Annotated in this window: 10 protein-coding genes and 2 pseudogenes; 7 read left to right on the plus strand and 5 right to left on the minus strand. The window is 72.8% G+C overall.

Going from position 1 to position 15,265, the window contains the following annotated elements; all coding sequences use genetic code 11:
* Nucleotides 1–428 (minus strand): annotated as a pseudogene (locus QMK28_RS31405) (aspartate aminotransferase family protein); the annotation flags it as partial.
* A gap of 326 nt (nucleotides 429–754) precedes the next feature.
* On the minus strand, nucleotides 755–1,159 hold the full coding sequence (locus QMK28_RS31410; protein WP_326443098.1) for an ArsR/SmtB family transcription factor: 405 nt from the start codon (nucleotides 1,157–1,159) through the stop codon (nucleotides 755–757).
* A 204-nt stretch (nucleotides 1,160–1,363) separates the two neighbouring features.
* Here QMK28_RS31410 and QMK28_RS31415 point away from each other — a divergent pair, with 204 nt between their 5' ends.
* Nucleotides 1,364–2,830: an MFS transporter gene (locus QMK28_RS31415; RefSeq protein WP_443050888.1), complete on the plus strand. Its 1,467-nt coding sequence runs from the start codon at nucleotides 1,364–1,366 to the stop codon at nucleotides 2,828–2,830.
* Between the two features lie 9 nt (nucleotides 2,831–2,839).
* Nucleotides 2,840–3,379: a F0F1 ATP synthase subunit B gene (atpF, locus tag QMK28_RS31420; RefSeq protein WP_326443100.1), complete on the plus strand. Its 540-nt coding sequence runs from the start codon at nucleotides 2,840–2,842 to the stop codon at nucleotides 3,377–3,379.
* Nucleotides 3,380–3,483: 104 nt separating this feature from the next.
* Here the strand turns inward: atpF and pepN are convergent, their stop codons facing one another.
* On the minus strand, nucleotides 3,484–6,105 hold the full coding sequence (pepN, locus tag QMK28_RS31425) for an aminopeptidase N (protein ID WP_326443101.1): 2,622 nt from the start codon (nucleotides 6,103–6,105) through the stop codon (nucleotides 3,484–3,486).
* A gap of 300 nt (nucleotides 6,106–6,405) precedes the next feature.
* On the opposite strand from pepN, the gene QMK28_RS31430 reads away from it, so the two are divergent.
* From QMK28_RS31430 to QMK28_RS31445, 4 genes and pseudogenes are all read left to right on the plus strand, one after another.
* Nucleotides 6,406–7,599 (plus strand): amidohydrolase, encoded by a 1,194-nt coding sequence (locus QMK28_RS31430; RefSeq protein ID WP_326443102.1) that lies wholly within the window; start codon nucleotides 6,406–6,408, stop codon nucleotides 7,597–7,599.
* 176 nt (nucleotides 7,600–7,775) lie between these two features.
* On the plus strand, nucleotides 7,776–8,060 hold the full coding sequence (locus QMK28_RS31435) for a type II toxin-antitoxin system Phd/YefM family antitoxin (protein WP_326443103.1): 285 nt from the start codon (nucleotides 7,776–7,778) through the stop codon (nucleotides 8,058–8,060).
* On the plus strand, nucleotides 8,053–8,457 hold the full coding sequence (locus tag QMK28_RS31440; RefSeq protein ID WP_326443104.1) for a type II toxin-antitoxin system VapC family toxin: 405 nt from the start codon (nucleotides 8,053–8,055) through the stop codon (nucleotides 8,455–8,457). Before QMK28_RS31435 ends, QMK28_RS31440 begins: the two co-directional genes overlap by 8 nt.
* Before the next feature lie 529 nt (nucleotides 8,458–8,986).
* Nucleotides 8,987–9,100, plus strand: a pseudogene (locus tag QMK28_RS31445) (DUF397 domain-containing protein); the annotation flags it as partial.
* Between the two features lie 37 nt (nucleotides 9,101–9,137).
* On the opposite strand, the gene QMK28_RS31450 reads toward QMK28_RS31445, so the two are convergent.
* Entirely contained in the window at nucleotides 9,138–10,028 is an 891-nt protein-coding gene (locus tag QMK28_RS31450) for a helix-turn-helix domain-containing protein (protein WP_326443105.1), read from the minus strand.
* Nucleotides 10,029–10,156: 128 nt separating this feature from the next.
* Between QMK28_RS31450 and QMK28_RS31455 the strand changes: the two genes are divergently transcribed.
* Nucleotides 10,157–11,944, plus strand: coding sequence for a glycoside hydrolase family 35 protein (locus QMK28_RS31455; protein WP_326443107.1), 1,788 nt, complete (start codon nucleotides 10,157–10,159; stop codon nucleotides 11,942–11,944).
* 83 nt (nucleotides 11,945–12,027) lie between these two features.
* On the opposite strand, the gene QMK28_RS31460 is transcribed toward QMK28_RS31455, so the two are convergent.
* On the minus strand, nucleotides 12,028–15,147 hold the full coding sequence (locus QMK28_RS31460; protein WP_326443106.1) for an endo-alpha-N-acetylgalactosaminidase family protein: 3,120 nt from the start codon (nucleotides 15,145–15,147) through the stop codon (nucleotides 12,028–12,030).
* Between the last annotated feature and the right edge of the window lie 118 nt (nucleotides 15,148–15,265).

Consider the following 15,265-nt stretch of genomic DNA (forward strand, 5'->3'; position numbering starts at 1 on the left):
TCCCAGGAGTCCATGGACGGGTTGAGCGCGGAGGCGGCCAGGTCGGCGGCTGCCGCGACGGCGAGCGGCGGGCAGTGCAGGTGGGCGGCGCAGTGCGGGTCGGCGGGGTCGGCCGCTCCGGCGGCGAGGACGCGTACGAGGGCGTGCAGCGCTTCGGTCGCTCCGGTGCCTGTTTCGGGGATCACGGGTCCGACTGCGGCGCGTACCCGGGCGGCGACCGGGGCGGGTCCTCCGGCGGGCAGCGGGCCTGCCCGGTCGACGGCTCCGGTGGCGAGCGCGTCGAGGACGGTGGCGAGCAGCGGGCGCAGCGCGCGGGGGCCCTGGGTGCCGCCCGCGAGTGCGGTTGCCGTCGGGGGGTCCGTTGTGGCTGCCGCGACGGCGGTCGCCGGGCGGCGCGGGTCGGTGGGATCGGCGACGGGCGCGGGCATGGGCGGGCCCCTTCAAAAGTGGTGAGAGCCGCCCCAAATTACTGGTGGCAGCGGGGTGGCTGCCATCGGGTGGGGCGTTTTCGCTCGAAGGGGGTACTGCTGTGCCACAGAAGGGAGTTGGGCGTGCTATGGAAGGCTGTTCAGCCAGGTCAGCCAGGTCAGCCAGGTCAGCCAGGTCAGCCAGGTCAGCCAGGTCAGCCAGGTCAGCCAGGTCAGCCAGGTCAGCCAGGTCAGCCAGGTCATGCGGGGTGGGCGGGATGGGCGGGGTCCGCGCGGCCATGGGACTCGGGCCGGGGCGGCCGTGTCGGCGCGGGCCGAAGCGGCCGTTACGGCGTCCAGTCCGCGATCAGGGCGAGCAGGCGGGGGAAGCGCGCTTCGAGGTCGTCCACTCGGACGTGGCTGCGCCGCTCCAGGCCGTACTGCCGTTGCCGGATCAGCCCGCTCTCGCGCAGCACGCGGAAGTGGTGGGTGAGCGAGGACTTCGGGCGGTCCAGCGCGAACCAGGTGCAGGTGTGGTCGTATGCCTCGGATTCGAGCAGCAGCTTGCGCACGATTCCCATCCGCAGCGGGTCGCTCAGCGCGCCCATCACCGTTTCGAGCCGGAGTTCGCCGAGCGCGGGCTCGGTCAGCGGCTCGGGCGGTCGGGCGGGGGCCGGGTGCGCCGGGTAGCGCGGGGCCCGGCGGCCCGGGTGGGTCGTCGCGGTCGTGGCGGTCGTGGCAGTCGTCGACATGGGCTGCGTCCTCTCGGTTGCGCGTCGATCTCGTTCAGCTGCGCTTCACTCTTGTACGAGATTCATCGTACTAGCTGCTAGGTTCGACTCCAGTCGTACAGGTACGAGTCTATTCGTACAGCGCTCTGCGTGCGGCCGTACTCGGGAGGAGATCCAATGACGAAGGTTGACGCGGTTCCGCTCGGCGCGGCGGGGACGGCACGAATGCCGGGAACGGCGGAGGCGGAAGCGGAGGTTCTGGCGCGCACGACACGAACGCCGGGCGCGGCGGCGGGAGCGACGACGGCGTTGGACGGCGGCCCGCTTCCGCCCCGTTGGTGGGTGTGGCTCGCCGCCTGGCCGGTGGTGGCCGTGTTCGTCCTGTCCAACGCGGCCACTCCGCTCTATGTCCTGTGGCAGCGTGAACTCGGCTTCTCCTCCGGCACCCTGACCGCCGTTTTCGCGAGCTACATCGTCGGTCTGCTGGGCTCGCTGCTGGTCGCCGGGGTGGTCTCGGACCGGGTCGGCCGCAAGCCCGTTCTGCTGCCCGCGCTGGTGCTGGGGGCGGTGGCGTCGGTGTTCTTCGCGACCGCCTCGACCGTGTTCACGCTGGCGCTGGCCCGTTTCCTGAGCGGTATCGCCGTCGGCGCGGTGGTCTCGGCGGGGATGGCTGCCGTCAGTGATGTCGCGGGGCCCTCGCGCAGGCGGCTCGCGGCGCTGCTCGCGTCGACGGCGATGGTGGTGGGGGCGGGCGTCGGGCCGCTGCTCGCGGGGGTGCTGTCGGAGACGGCGCCCGGACCGACCTCGACGGTCTTCGTCGTGGAGATCGCGCTGCTGGTGTCGGCGGTCGTGGTGGTGGCGCGGCTGCCGTTGCCGCGCCGCGCGGATCTCGTACGGGACGGGGACCTGGGCAAGGGCGGGGACCTGGGCAGAGGCCGGGACCCGCGCAAGGGCGGCGGGGGCGCGGCGGCAGCCGGAGTCGGGGCCGGCCCCCGCCGTATGTTCGGCATCGGGGCCCGGCTCGGGTCCGGCCGCCGCGCAGCGGCCCGCGCGTCCGGCCGGTGGATTCGGGTCCCCTCCGTGCCGCGTGAGCATCGAGGGAAGCTGCTGCTGGGGATCGCCGTGTTCGGTCCTGGCCTCACGTCCACGTCGTTCGTGCTCTCGCTGGGCCCGTCCCTGCTGGCCGACCTGCTCGACAGTGACAGCCGGGTGCTCGCCGGGTCGATGGCCTTCGTGATGTTCATGGCCTCCACGGGCGTGCAGTTCGCGGTTCAGCGGCTGCGCGTGCGCACGATCCTGATCAGTGGCGCGCTGTCCACGGCGGCGGGGATGGCGGTGCTCGTCCTCGCGGTGCACACCTCGTCGGTCGTGCTGCTCGGCGCGGCCGCGATGCTGGCGGGGGCCGGGCAGGGTCAGGGGCAGCTCGGCGGTCTGTCCCTGCTGAACTCCAGCCTGCCTTCGTCCCGGCTGGCCGAGGCCAACGCGGCGCTCAACGTCGGCGGCTATCTCCCGGCGGGCGCCTTCCCCGTCGCGGTCGGCTATCTCAGCGACAGCGTCGGTCTCTCGACGGGTGCGACGCTCTTCGGGACCGTCATGGCGGGGACGGCGCTCGTCGGCGCGGCTTTGGTCGTCGTCCACCGCTCGGACGCCGAACCGGGTTGCTCCACGCGTTCGTTGGCGTCCACCAGGTAGCCTGTCCGCATGGACATCGGACCGCTGAAACCGGAGCCTTACGACCTCATCGTCGGCTTCATCTGCTTCTTCATCGTCTTCTCCGTTCTGGCGGGCGTGCTGCTGCCCCGCATCGCGAAGGTCATCGCCGCCCGTGAGGACGCCATCGACGGCGGTTTCGCGCGCGCCGAGGAGCTGCGGGCGACGGCGCACAGCGAGCACGAGGCCTACCAGACGCTGATGTCGGACGCCCGGCACGAGGCCGCGCACATCCGGCAGCAGGCGGCGGAGCAGGGAACCGCGCTGCTCGCGGAGATCCGGGCCGAGGGGCAGCGCCAGCGCGAGGAGATCGTGGTCACAGGACAGGCCGTGATCGCGGCCGAACGCGCCGTCGCCGAGGGCGAGTTGCGTGACGAGGTCGGCGCGCTCGCCACGGAGCTGGCGAGCCGGATCGTCGGCGAGCCGCTGGTGGACTTCGTGCGGGACAGCGGTGTCGTCGACCGGCATCTGACGGAGCTGCTCGCCCAGGAATCGAGCGACACGGGCAGCTCGGGCGACGCGCGGCGCTGACCGCTCGGCGCGCCGGCGGCGGCCGAACGGTCAGCCGGGCGTACGGCCGGGCGTACGGCGATATGAGGTGGGGGGCTGCTGAGCAGCCCCCCTTCGCGTTCCCGCTAGCCGCCGCGTACCGCCAGCGCCCGGCGCAGATCGTCGAGCTGGTCCTCCAGCTTGCGGCGCAGGGCCGGCAGCGGGGTGTGCGCGCGCAGGGTCTCCTCGCCCAGCCGCAGGGTTTCGGCGTTCACCGCGTAGGCCGGGAAGCCCCAGCGGCCGATCGCCTCCGCGACGGCCGAGCCCCGGCGGGCGGAGACGGCGACGGCGGCCGGGAAGTAGCGCGGCACGTAGTCGCTGAGCAGCTCGTGGTGTTCCGGGTGCCAGAAGCCTTCGAGGGTCGCGGTGAGCAGGTAGTTGGAGAGTTCGTCGGTCTCGGTCAGGGCGGTCCAGGCGGCGGCCTTGGCCTGGGGGTCGGGGAGGGCCGCCCGGCAGCGGGCGGCGCCTTCGCGGCCGGTGGCGCCGGGGTCGCGGGCGAGTTCGGCGTCGATGTCGGCGGAGGTCGCGGCGCCCAGGACGCAGAGCCGGGCGAGCAGGCTCCAGCGGAGTTCGGGGTCGAGTGCGGGGCCGTCGGGGACGGTGCCTGAGCCGAGCCACCCGCGCAGCTCTTCGGGGTCGGTGGCGCTGCTGATGAAGGTGCGTACGGCGGTGAGCCGCAGCCCGGGGTCGGAGCCGTCCTCGGTGGACCGGAGCAGGTCGCGGCAGATGCCGCTGATGGTGGCGAGCGCGACGGGCCTGGCGTCGAGCGGGAGGTAGCGGTCCGCGAGGTGCAGCCGGGCGAAGGCCAGCACGCCGTGGGTGATCGTGAGGTCGTTCTCGTACGGGAGGTGCGCGCGGGCCGCGTCGAGGTAGGCGGCGGGGGCGAGTTCGCCGTCGCGGACCATCTCGCGGGCGGCGTTCCAGACGACGGCTCGGGCGAGCGGGTCGGGGAGGCCGGACAGGGAGTGCACGACGGTGTCCCAGGAGCCCGGGTCGAGGCGGATCTTGGCGAAGGTCAGGTCGCCGTCGTTGAGCAGGATCAGGCCGGGGCGGGGTCCGGAGCCGCTGAGGGTGGCGCCGGCGCGGTCGGCGGGCAGGTCGCGCTCGACGCGTTCGCGCAGCGCGAGCCGCGGCCGTCCCTGCGGGGTCTCCTTGCCGGGTTCGAGGTCGTAGAGGCCGACGGCGATGTGGTGCGGGCGTGAGCCTTCGTGCTCGATGCGCACTTCCCAGGACGCGTCGGCGTCGCTCTGCGTACCGCCTGCGCTCCGGCGCGGGCCCGCGTTCGCGTCCCCGTCCCCGTCCGTGTCCGCGTCCGCGTCCGGGCGGGTCTCGACCACGGGGGTGAGGGTGTCGAAGCCGGTCGTACGGAGCCAGCCGTCGGCCCAGGTGCGCACGTCGCGGCCGGAGGCGCGGGCGAGGGAGTCGATGAAGTCGGCGAGGGTCGCGTTGCCGAAGCGGTGCCGGGCGAAGTGGTCGTTGATGCCCGCGAGGAAGTCCTTCTCGCCGAGCCAGGCGACGAGCTGGCGCAGTGCGGAGGCGCCCTTGGCGTAGGAGATGCCGTCGAAGTTGAGGCGGGCGGCGGCGGTGTCGGGGACGTCGTGCGGGGCCGGGGCGACGGGGTGGGTGGAGCCGCGCTGGTCCGCGTCGTAGCCCCAGTTCTTGCGGGTGACGGCGAAGTCGGTCCAGGTGTCGGTGAAGCGGGTGGCTTCGGTGAGGATCTGGTAGCCCATGTATTCGGCGAAGGACTCGTTGAGCCAGATGTCGTCCCACCACTGGAGGGTGACGAGGTCGCCGAACCACATGTGGGCCATTTCGTGGGCCATGACCATGGCGCGGGTCTGCCGCTCGGCGTCGGTGACGGCGGAGCGGTGGATGAACTCGTCGCGGAAGGTGACGAGTCCGGGGTTCTCCATGGCGCCGGAGTTGAACTCGGGGACGAACGCCTGGTCGTAGGAGTCGAAGGGGTAGGGCTCGTCGAAGATCTCGTGGTAGCGGTCGAAGCAGCGGCGTGAGAGGTCGAAGAGTTCCTCTGCGTCCGCGTCGAGGAAGCGGCCGAGGGAGCTGCGGACGTGCAGGCCGAAGGGGATGCCAGCGTGCTCGGTGCGCACCGAGTGGTACGGGCCGGCGGCGACGGCCATCAGGTAGGTGCTGATGGGCGGGGTGGCGGCGAGCTGCCAGCGGCCGTCCGCCGGGTCGCCGGCCTGCCGTGCGATGCCGTTGCCGAGGACGGTCCACTCGGGCGGGGCGGTGACGCTCACCTCGAAGACGGCCTTGAGGTCGGGCTGGTCGAAGCTCGCGAAGACCTGCGGGGCGTCGGACATGCAGCACTGGGTGTAGAGGTAGGTGAGGCCGTCGGCCGGGTCGGTGAAGCGGTGCATGCCCTCTCCCGTGCGGGAGTAGCGCATGTCCGTCTCGATGCGCAGCTCGTGCTCGCCGGCGGTGAGGTCGGTCAGCGGCAGCCGGCCGGTGCGCAGCACGGCGGTGAGCAGGGCCGGGTCGTCGAGTGCCCGGCCGTCGAGGATGGCGCGGTGCAGGGTGGCGGGCCGCAGTTCGACGAAGGTGTCCGTGAACTCGCTCGCGGTGAAGTGGATGACTGTGGTGGAGCCGAACACCTCCTCGCCGCGCGTCAGGTCGAGGTCGACCGTGTAGCGGTGCACTGCGAGGGAACGGGCTCTGGTCTGCGCTTCGTCGCGCGTCAGTTCGGGCATGGGGCCATGCTGCCGCAAGGACGGCGGGGGGCGCACGGGGGATTTCCGCACCGGTTTGCGGGGCCGGCCGCGGGGCCGGCCGCCGGGCCGTACTGCGGTTCCCTTCAGCCGGTCCCGGTCGCCGGTGGCGTAAGGCAGGCTGGGACCGGACCACGTGTCCGAAACCTGGCCGGTCACCTGGCCGATCGCCTCCGCCGGGCACCCGGCCGGGCACCTGGCCAGCCCCCGGCCGCACCCCGGCCGACCGCTCGGCCGCACCCCCGGCCGCTCGCTCGGCCGGTCTACTCTCGGGAGCCACCCATGACCTCCGCCACCGCGGGCGAACGCGTCGCCGACCGGATCGAGGAGTTCTCCGGACGGCTGCTGGAGCTGAGCCGGACCCTGCACGCGGATCCGGAGCTGTCGTTCGCCGAGCACCGGGCGGCGGAGCGGCTGGCCGCCCTGATGGAGAGCGCGGGGTTCGCGGTCGAGCGCGGGGTGTACGGGCTGGATACGGCGCTGACCGCTTCGTACGGCAGCGGCGAGCTGACGGTCGGGGTGTGCGCGGAGTACGACGCGCTGCCGGGGATCGGGCACGCCTGCGGGCACAACGTGATCTGCGCGGCCGGCGCGGGGGCGGCGATCGGTCTGGCCGCGGCGGCCGACGAACTGAACCTGCGCGTCGTGCTGCTCGGCACCCCGGCGGAGGAGGAGGGCGGCGGGAAGGTGCTGATGCTGGAGCGCGGCGCGTTCGACGACGTCACGGTGGCGATGATGGCGCACCCGGGCAAGCACGACGACGTCGATCCGCGCTCCACGACGACGGCCGTCAGTCGCTTCGAGGTGACCTTCACCGGTAAGGCGTCGCACGCGGCGCTCGCTCCGCACCTGGCGGTGAACGCGGCCGACGCGGCGGTGGTCGCCCAGGTCGCGGTGGGCCAGTTGCGCCAGCAGTTGCCGGACGGCTACCGGGTCGCGGGCATCGTCCGGGACGGCGGCGAGCGGTCGAACATCATCCCCGAGCGGACCGTCCTGGAGTGGGAGGTGCGCACGCCGACGGCTGAGGAGCTGGCGTCGCTCAAGGAGAGGGTGCAGGCGTGCTTCCGGGGCGCGGCGGTGGCGACCGGCTGCGAGGTCGCCTTCCGGCCGACCCAGCCGGACTACCTGGACCTGCGCAACGACCCCTGGCTGATGGGCCGTTACGCGGAGGGGCTGCGCTCCACGGGCCGTACGCTCCCGGAGCCGCCCGCCGAGCCGCGTCGGCTCGGTGCTTCCACCGACATGGGCAATGTGACGCACGCGCTGCCCTCGATCCACCCGGGCATCGGCATCCTGGGGGCGGAAGGAGCGCCGCACACCAGGGAGTTCGCGCAGTGGACGGCGACGGCCGCGGCGGACGACGCGGTGCTGGCGGCGGCCCGCGCGATGGCGTGGGCCGGCCTGGACCTGGCGGCGGACCCGGAGCGGCGGGCGCACTACGCGCGGCTGTGCGAGGGGCGCGCGGGGCGTGGATGAAGCAGTGAGGCGAGCGCGACGGGCCCGGAGGTGAGCGGTCTCCCGAATGCTCGCGCGCCCGGATCGTCAGGGCCCGGTCAGGGCTTCCCAGCCCTGACCTGGCCCTGACCTGGGGCCTCGTTCTCAGGGCGCACAGCCGCGTATCGCAATGCAATACATCGCGATACACTGAGGGCATGAAGACCATCACGCAACGCGAACTGGCCGCTCGGTCCAAAGCCGTGCTCGACGATGTGGAAGGGGGCGAGACCTACCTGGTCACCCGGAACGGCACCGAAATCGCCGAAGTGCGGCCACTCGGCACCCGCCGCCGTTTCGTCCCCGTCGATGAGCTCCAGCGGGAGTGGCGCAACGCGCCGCGCGTCGACCATGCCAGGATGCGCGCCGAGGCCGACACGTTCCATGGCGACGAGGACCGCGTAGGCGACACCGACAACCCGTGGGAGAGCAAGCGTGACTGAGCGACGCCCGCGCGGACTGCTCGACACCTGCGTCATCATCGACCTGCCCGATCTCGACCCAGGTGCTCTGCCCGTGTCGGCGGCGGTATCGTCGATCGTCCTCGCCGAACTGGCGCAAGGCATCGCGATGACGTCCGACCCGGTGGAGATACTGGCTCGGGCGCACCGCCTGGCGGACATCGAAGCGACGTTCTCCGCCCTCCCCTTCGACCGTGAAGCGGCCCGCAGGTTCGGCACGCTGGTCGCACTGACCATCCAGGCGAAACGCAACCCACGCCCCCGCCGCGTGGACCTGATGATCGCGGCCACTGCCGCCGCACAGGATCTGCCGCTCTACACGCGGAACCCCGACGACTTCAAGGGACTGGAACAGGGCGTGGAGGTCATCGCGGTCTGAGCGGGGCAAGGCGGTCGAAATCCTGACGCGGAGCACGCAAAGCCGGGCGGGCAGGACCCACCGGTGCAGCCCCCTCAAGCCCGTGAGCACAGGCTCAGCCATCCTCGCGGAAGCCGCCGAGTTCTTCGATCCGCTCCCGGCTGAGGCCGGTCGGCGGCGCGACGCGAGATGCCCGCGTGCCGTCCAATCGACGGAGCGGGTCGCACATCCGGTCCCGCATGACCGGCGCGATCAGCACTTCCCCCCAGACGGTCTTGCCCACCGGGCGGTCAGCGATGTCCCAGCGGGCCGCGAGCGCTGCGACGAGGAGGAGCCCGCGGCCGGTTGTGGCTTCGGGGCCGGGGAGTTCGGGATCGAGGGGCGGACGCTGCTCGGTGCGGGTGTCGAGCCGGAGCGGCGGCCGGAGCCGGAGGAGGACGCGGCGGAAGCGTCGGACCTGTTCCGGGCGCTGGGCAAGCAGGTCAAGCTGCTGCGGCAGCGGGCGGGGCTGACGCAGAAGGAGCTGAGCGACCGGCTCGGGTACGGGGAGACCTGCCCCGCCACCGTCCACGTCCGGGACTCCAAGGACAAGCAGGGGCCGCAGCTCGCCTTCGCCCCCGCCGAGTGGTCGGCCTTTGTCTCGTACACCGCAGATCTCGGCTGATCCCCCTCAGCGGTGAGCGGAAGGGTGCTTCCGGGGCTCACCCCTCGTCCCGCCCCGAGACGAACGGCGGGTCGTCCGGCTCGGGGATCTGGTCGCTCCAGCCGCCCGGGACCGCGCGGCCCTGCTGTTCACGGAAGCGGACCGGGGCCGTGCCGACGCGGCGGGTGAACAGGCGGCTGAAGTACGCGGGGTCGTCGTAGCCGACCCGGCGGGCGACGGCCGCGACCGGTAGTTCGGTGGCGACCAGGAGTTCCTTGGCGCGGCCGAGCCGGATGCCCAGCAGGTAGTCCTTGGGGCTGCAGCCGGCGGCGCGGCGTACGGCGGCGCGCAGTTCGGCCGGGGTCATGCCGTGCCGGGCGGCGTGTTCGGCGACGGACAGCGGCCGGAAGGCGTCGCGGGTCAGCGCGCCCAGGACCGGGTCGCCTTCGCCGTTGGTGTCGGCGCGGGCGCGGCGCAGCGCGACGAGGAGTTCGTGGACGGCGGCGGCGGTCTCGACTTCGAGCAGCGGGTTGCCGCGTCGCGCGGCGCGGGCGATCCGGCCGACGGCGGTGCGGGCCCCGGCGGTGTCGGTGAGCGGGACGACGGGTCGGCCCGGTTCGATGTAGCCGAGTTCGGTGTAGGTCGCGGCGGCGGGGCCGGTGAAGTCGACGAAGCTCTCGTCCCAGCCGGTGCCGGGGTCGGAGCCGTAGTGGTGCGGGACGTCGGGGGTCAGCCAGAGCAGCGCGGGGGCGGTGACCTGCTGGCGGCGCCCGTCGACGCCCTGGAACCAGCCGCTGCCGGCGTTGATGACGACCGCGACGTGGTGGTCGAGCGAGCGCGGGCCCACCGTCGGCAGCACGCCGTGCTGGAGTCCGACGCCCAGGCACACCAGGCCCAGCCGGTGGTGCGCGGGGCTGGGTGTGAAGTACCTCGTCCATGTGCGGTACATGTACGCTCCCACCTCCCGTTTTCTGTCCAAACAACGCTGATCTTTGTCCATGGACCGCTCCACCGCCAGGGGTGAGGCTGGCCCGTATCGGGATGCGGGCGCGAGAGCGCGAGAAGATGGGCGGGGACGTGCCGGAGTTCGTTGTCGGGACCGACAGTTTCGAGCTGGACGGGCGGCCGGTGCGGCTGCTGTCCGGCGCTGTGCACTACTTCCGGGTGCACGAGGCCCAGTGGGGCCACCGGCTGGCGATGCTGCGCGCGATGGGCCTCAACTGCGTCGAGACGTATGTCCCGTGGAATTACCACGAGCCGCGGCAGGGGGTCCACCATGATGTGGAGGCGCTGGGGCGTTTCCTGGACGCGGCGTGGGAGGCCGGGCTGTACGCGATCGTCCGGCCGGGCCCGTATATCTGCGCCGAGTGGGAGAACGGCGGGCTGCCGGACTGGCTGACCGGGCCGCTCGGCCGCCGGGTGCGGACCCGGGACGCGGAGTATCTGGCTCTGGTGGACCGGTGGTTCCAGCGGGTGCTGGCTGAGGTGGCGCCCCGGCAGATCGACCGCGGCGGTCCGGTGGTCATGGTGCAGGTGGAGAACGAGTACGGCTCGTACGGCTCCGACCAGGAGTATCTGCGGCACCTCGCGGACACCCTGGCCGAGTGCGGCGTGAGCGTGCCGCTGTTCACCTCGGACGGGCCCGAGGACCACATGCTGACCGGCGGTTCCGTCCCCGGTGTGCTGGCCACCGCGAACTTCGGCTCCGGCGCCCGCGAGGCGTTCGAGGTACTGCGGCGGCATCAGGCGGACGGGCCGCTGATGTGCATGGAGTTCTGGTGCGGCTGGTTCACGCACTGGGCTGCCGAGGAGGCGGAGGGCGCCGGGCGCGGTGCGGAGGCCGAGCAGGGCGTGCGGTCCGCGCGGGAGGCGGCGGACGCGCTGCGCGAGATTCTGGAGTGCGGCGCGTCGGTCAACCTCTACATGGCGCACGGCGGCACCAACTTCGCGGGCTGGGCGGGCGCGAACCGCTCCGGGGCGTACCACCGCGGCGAGCTGCGGCCCACCGTCACCTCGTACGACTACGACGCGCCGATCGATGAGTACGGGCAGCCGACCGAGAAGTTCTGGGCCTTCCGGAACGTCCTCGCCCCGTACGCGGAGGGGCCGCTGCCCGGGCTCCCGCCCGACCCCGTGCCGCTGGGCGAGCCGGCGCGCAGCGGGCCGCTGGAGTGGGCCCCGCTGCCGGACGTGCTGGAGACGCTGGGCGGGCGCGAGGTGACGGCCGCCGTGCCGCCGACCTTCGAGGAGCTGGGCGTGGACCGGGGCGTGGTCCGCTACCGGCTCGACATTCCCGGGCCGCGGCAGCCGTACCCGCTGAGCGTCGTGGGCCTGCGGGACCGCGCGGTGGCGTACGTGGACGGGGTGCGGACGGCCGTGCTCAGCGGCGAGGACGCGGTGGTCGGGGAGGTGCCGGGCCCGGCGGCGGTGGAGCTGTGGGTTGAGTCGCTGGGTCGGGTCAACTACGGGCCCCGGCTGGCCGAGTCCAAGGGCATCACCGGCGGGGTGCTGCACGAGCGGCAGTATCTGCACGGCGTACGGGCGCGGGGGCTGCGGCTGGACGCGCTGGACGAGGCCGAAGCGGTCGCGAAGCTGACGTTTTGGCCGCTGGACGATGGCTCGGGGGCGGGGCCTGGCCTGTACCGGGGCACGGTCGAGGTGCGCGGGCCGGGCGACGCCGCGCTCGAACTGCCCGGCTGGACGCGGGGGTTCGTCTGGCTGAACGGCTTCTGCCTCGGCCGCTACTGGGAGGCCGGGCCGCAGCGGGCGCTGTATGTGCCGGGCCCGGTGCTGCGCGCGGGGGCGAATGAGCTGCTGGTCCTGGAGCTGGAGGGGCCGGCCGGGGGGCATGTGCAGCTGAGCTGAGGCGGGGGCAGGAGCAGCGGGGCCGGTCGCGCGAAGCGACCTGCACCCTCTCTAGTGCGGCGCGCGGCGTGCTGCCCGCGCCCCTACTTGTGCTTCGCGGCCCCCAAGTCCTTCACCGTGAAGCTGTCGAGGCAGAACTCCGCCGTCCCGCTGTCGCCGGTCTTGCGCAGCCCGACCCACGCCACGCCCTGGGCCGGGGCCGTGAACTCGTAGGCGTGCTCGGTCGGGTCGGTGGCCACCGGCATCGGGGTGCGCGACAGCTCGCGCGCGTCCGGCTCGTCGGCCGCGGTGATCCACGCGTACTGCCCGGCCGTCTCGTTCTCGTAGCGGAACGTCACCCGGTAGCGGTGCCCCGGCTCGAAGCGGACGGTGTGCGGGACGGTGCGGTAGACCAGCCCGTCGTTCTCGCCGCGCGACTTGAGCGACTCGCTGCCGTCGATGACGTCGTCGACGGCCTTGCCGTTCCAGCCGCGCTGGGTGAAGGGCGCGTGCCGCTGCGCGATGTGCGTGCGCGGGTCGGTGACCTTGCCCGCGTCGCCCTTGACGAAGACGCCCCAGCCCTGCGGGACGTGCTGGAAGTCCTCGAAGGCGAGGGCGCCGGGCTGGGTGGTGGGCCGGCCGGCCGCGATCCGCACATTGCCGAAGCGGACCCGGGCCTCGCCCTTCGCCGCCGTCAGCGACAGCGTGACCGGGCCGCCGCCCGCCGGGACGGTGAAGTGGGTGAACATCCGCTGGAAGCGGGTGCCGCTCTTGCGGTCCGAGGCGACATGGTTGCCCGCGGTGGAGGTCTCGGTCCAGTTGACGGCCGTGACGCCGTCCGCGGTACGTACTTCCAGGGCGGCCCTGCGCCGCTCCCCCGCCTTCGCGCCGACCTCGACCTGTACCGAGGCCACGTACGTCCCCGGCGCGAGCCGGGACAGCTTCTGGCCGGCCGAGGCCGCGCCGCCGCCCGTGAGCACCAGGTCGTAGTCGCCCAGCTCGCTCAGCTCGACCGCCGCCGCGCCCTTGACCTGCCAGGCGTCCAGATTCCCGGAGTTGAAGGCGGGGTCGCTCAGCGCCGTGCCCTCGCCCCAGCCCGGCCCCCGCTGCTCGCGGACCCGCTCGCGGTACACGACGTAGGGCTGTCCGGCCCGCGCGGTGACGCTGATCCGGCCGCCGCGCACCGGGACCTCGACGGCGTCGGCGCGCCCCTGGTCGGTGAGCCGGTGGAGCACCACCGTGGAGCGCCCGCGCCAGCCGCGTGGCAGCTCCCAACTGCTGCTGCCGCCCTTCGGGTTGTAGTGGTAGAGCTTGGCCGGGTCGGTGGCCTCACGCGGCTCCCAGGGCAGCAGGTAGCAGCCGTCGTCGTAGACGGTCCGGCCGTCCGTGCTGATCCGGCGGACGCCGCCCGTGTCGGAGACCGAGGTCTTCGTGGGGCCGAAGAAGCTGATCTCGTGCTCGCCCCAGCTTTTGACCGGGTACGCCTGGAGGTACTTCGCGGGCAGGCTGTCGGTCCAGATCAGCCGGTAGAAGGCGTTCCAGTCGTTCTTGCCCACCCAGCCCTCGAAGTTGCCGGTGCGCGGGATGCCGAGCAGCGTGGGCCACTTGTCGGCGAAGACGTCCTTCTGGTGGTTGCGCACGAAGCGGATCAGCTTCGAGTTGATGCCGCGCGAGGTGTCGGGGCCGTAGTCGACCTCGGTCGCCCAGTGCGACCACAGCCCCGAGCGCTCCAGGCCGTGTCCCCATTCGCTGGTGACCTGCCAGCCCTGGTCGCGCAGGTGCCGCTGGAGCCGGTCGGAGTTCCAGCCGGACTCGCGGAAGACGTCGATGTAGAGCATGTTCAGCGCCGGATCGGTCTCGTCGCGGAGCTGTTGGAAGCGCTGGGCGATGTCGCCGGAGACCAGGTCGCGGCGGGGGTCGATGCGGTACGACTGGTCGAGCCAGTCCCACTGCTCGTCGGTCTTGTCGACGAGCTTCTCGGAGAAGGCGTTGGCGACCGGGTAGGACTCGGTGGCGTTGACGTGCACCGCGAAGTCGGTGTTCCACTTCTTGCCGGCGCGCAGCAGCGTGTTGAGGTCGGCGAGGCCGCCCGCGCGCTTGTTGTAGTTGCCGCCGTAGTCGGGGTGCGCCGAGTCGTGGCCCTCCGACTGGTAGCCCTTGAGCAGTGTGAACTGCCGTAGCCCGTCGGTCGCCAGCGAGATCCGTTTGACGTTGTCGAGGGTGGCCAGGAAGGGGTTGGTGGCCTGGCTGGCGAAGTTGAAGGGGATGTGCGGGACGACGCGGAGGTGCTGTTCGTCGGCGCCGAGCGGGGTCACCATGATGTCGCGCAGCGCGATGGCGGCGTCCTGCCAGTCCACCGTTCCGTCGCCGTTGCGGTCGCGGGTGACGATGACGGTGGCGTACGGCAGCGGTTCGGTCGCCTCCGGCGGCGCGCTCGCGGCCCGGTGGGTCCACTGGCCGCAGCCGAGCCGCGCCGTGGTGTAGCCGGCCTGGCCGTCCTTGGCGGCCTTCTTGACCGTCTGCCGCCAGAAGCGGCCGTTGTCCCAGGTGCTGCCGGCGGCGGGTTTGTCCCAGACGGTGTTGGTCTCGACGGCGGCGGCCAGCTTGTCGTGGCTGACGACGGCGTACGCGCAGCCGACCGGGGCCGCGTCGGCGGGGGTGTCCGCGCCGACCTTGACGAGCGTGTCGCCGCTCTTGGCCTTGTCCAGCTCGATCCGGGCCGCGAGCAGCGTCGCGCCGGGCTGGTCGGACCGTACGCTCAGCAGCGCGAGGGCCGGGATGCGCAGGGTGCCGACGCGCAGCGCCTGGGTGTCGGCGATCCGGGTGACCCGCCAGTCCAGCTGCCGTCCGTCCAGCCGGATCTCCACGTCGATCTCGGTGCCGCCGTCGAAGGCGAGGGTGTACGCGATGCCGCCGCTCCGGGAGCGGCTGCTGACCTTCGGGGTCTGTTCGACGCCGTCGATCAGCAGCGAGCCGACCGCGTCCTCCTGGCCGTGCAGCAGTGCCCCGGTGGCGCGGTCGGTGTACGACACGACGCGCGGGAAGTCCGTGGCGACGCGCACTTCCAGGTCGGCGGAGCGCAGCACGCTCTCGGCGGGCGCGGCCTGCGCGGTGCCGCCGCCCGCGGTCAGGGCGGTGCCGATGCCGGCCAGCGCCGTGGTGACCACGACCGCCCGGCGGCTGGGTCCGGGGTCCACTGCTTCCTGCGGGGCTTCCGGGTTCACGATGCTCGCTCCTCCTGATACCGACGGTCCGTACCCGCCACACAGTGCTGCGGGGGTGGCGGACGCGCCTATGGACAAAGGAGGGACAGGTGTTGGACTAATGCTGTCGGGGTGGGGT

Origin of the sequence: Streptomyces sp. H27-D2, assembly GCF_035828615.1 — a bacterium.
Taxonomy (GTDB): Bacteria; Actinomycetota; Actinomycetes; order Streptomycetales; family Streptomycetaceae; genus Streptomyces.

Bases quoted from the DNA above. Each gene is read 5' to 3' on its own strand.
- QMK28_RS31410 (WP_326443098.1), bottom strand. From the start codon at position 1,159: ATGTCGACGACTGCCACGACCGCCACGACCGCGACGACCCACCCGGGC.
- QMK28_RS31415 (WP_443050888.1), top strand. From the start codon at position 1,364: ATGCCGGGAACGGCGGAGGCGGAAGCGGAGGTTCTGGCGCGCACGACA.
- atpF (WP_326443100.1), top strand. From the start codon at position 2,840: ATGGACATCGGACCGCTGAAACCGGAGCCTTACGACCTCATCGTCGGC.
- pepN (WP_326443101.1), bottom strand. From the start codon at position 6,105: ATGCCCGAACTGACGCGCGACGAAGCGCAGACCAGAGCCCGTTCCCTC.
- QMK28_RS31430 (WP_326443102.1), top strand. From the start codon at position 6,406: ATGACCTCCGCCACCGCGGGCGAACGCGTCGCCGACCGGATCGAGGAG.
- QMK28_RS31435 (WP_326443103.1), top strand. From the start codon at position 7,776: ATGAAGACCATCACGCAACGCGAACTGGCCGCTCGGTCCAAAGCCGTG.
- QMK28_RS31450 (WP_326443105.1), bottom strand. From the start codon at position 10,028: ATGTACCGCACATGGACGAGGTACTTCACACCCAGCCCCGCGCACCAC.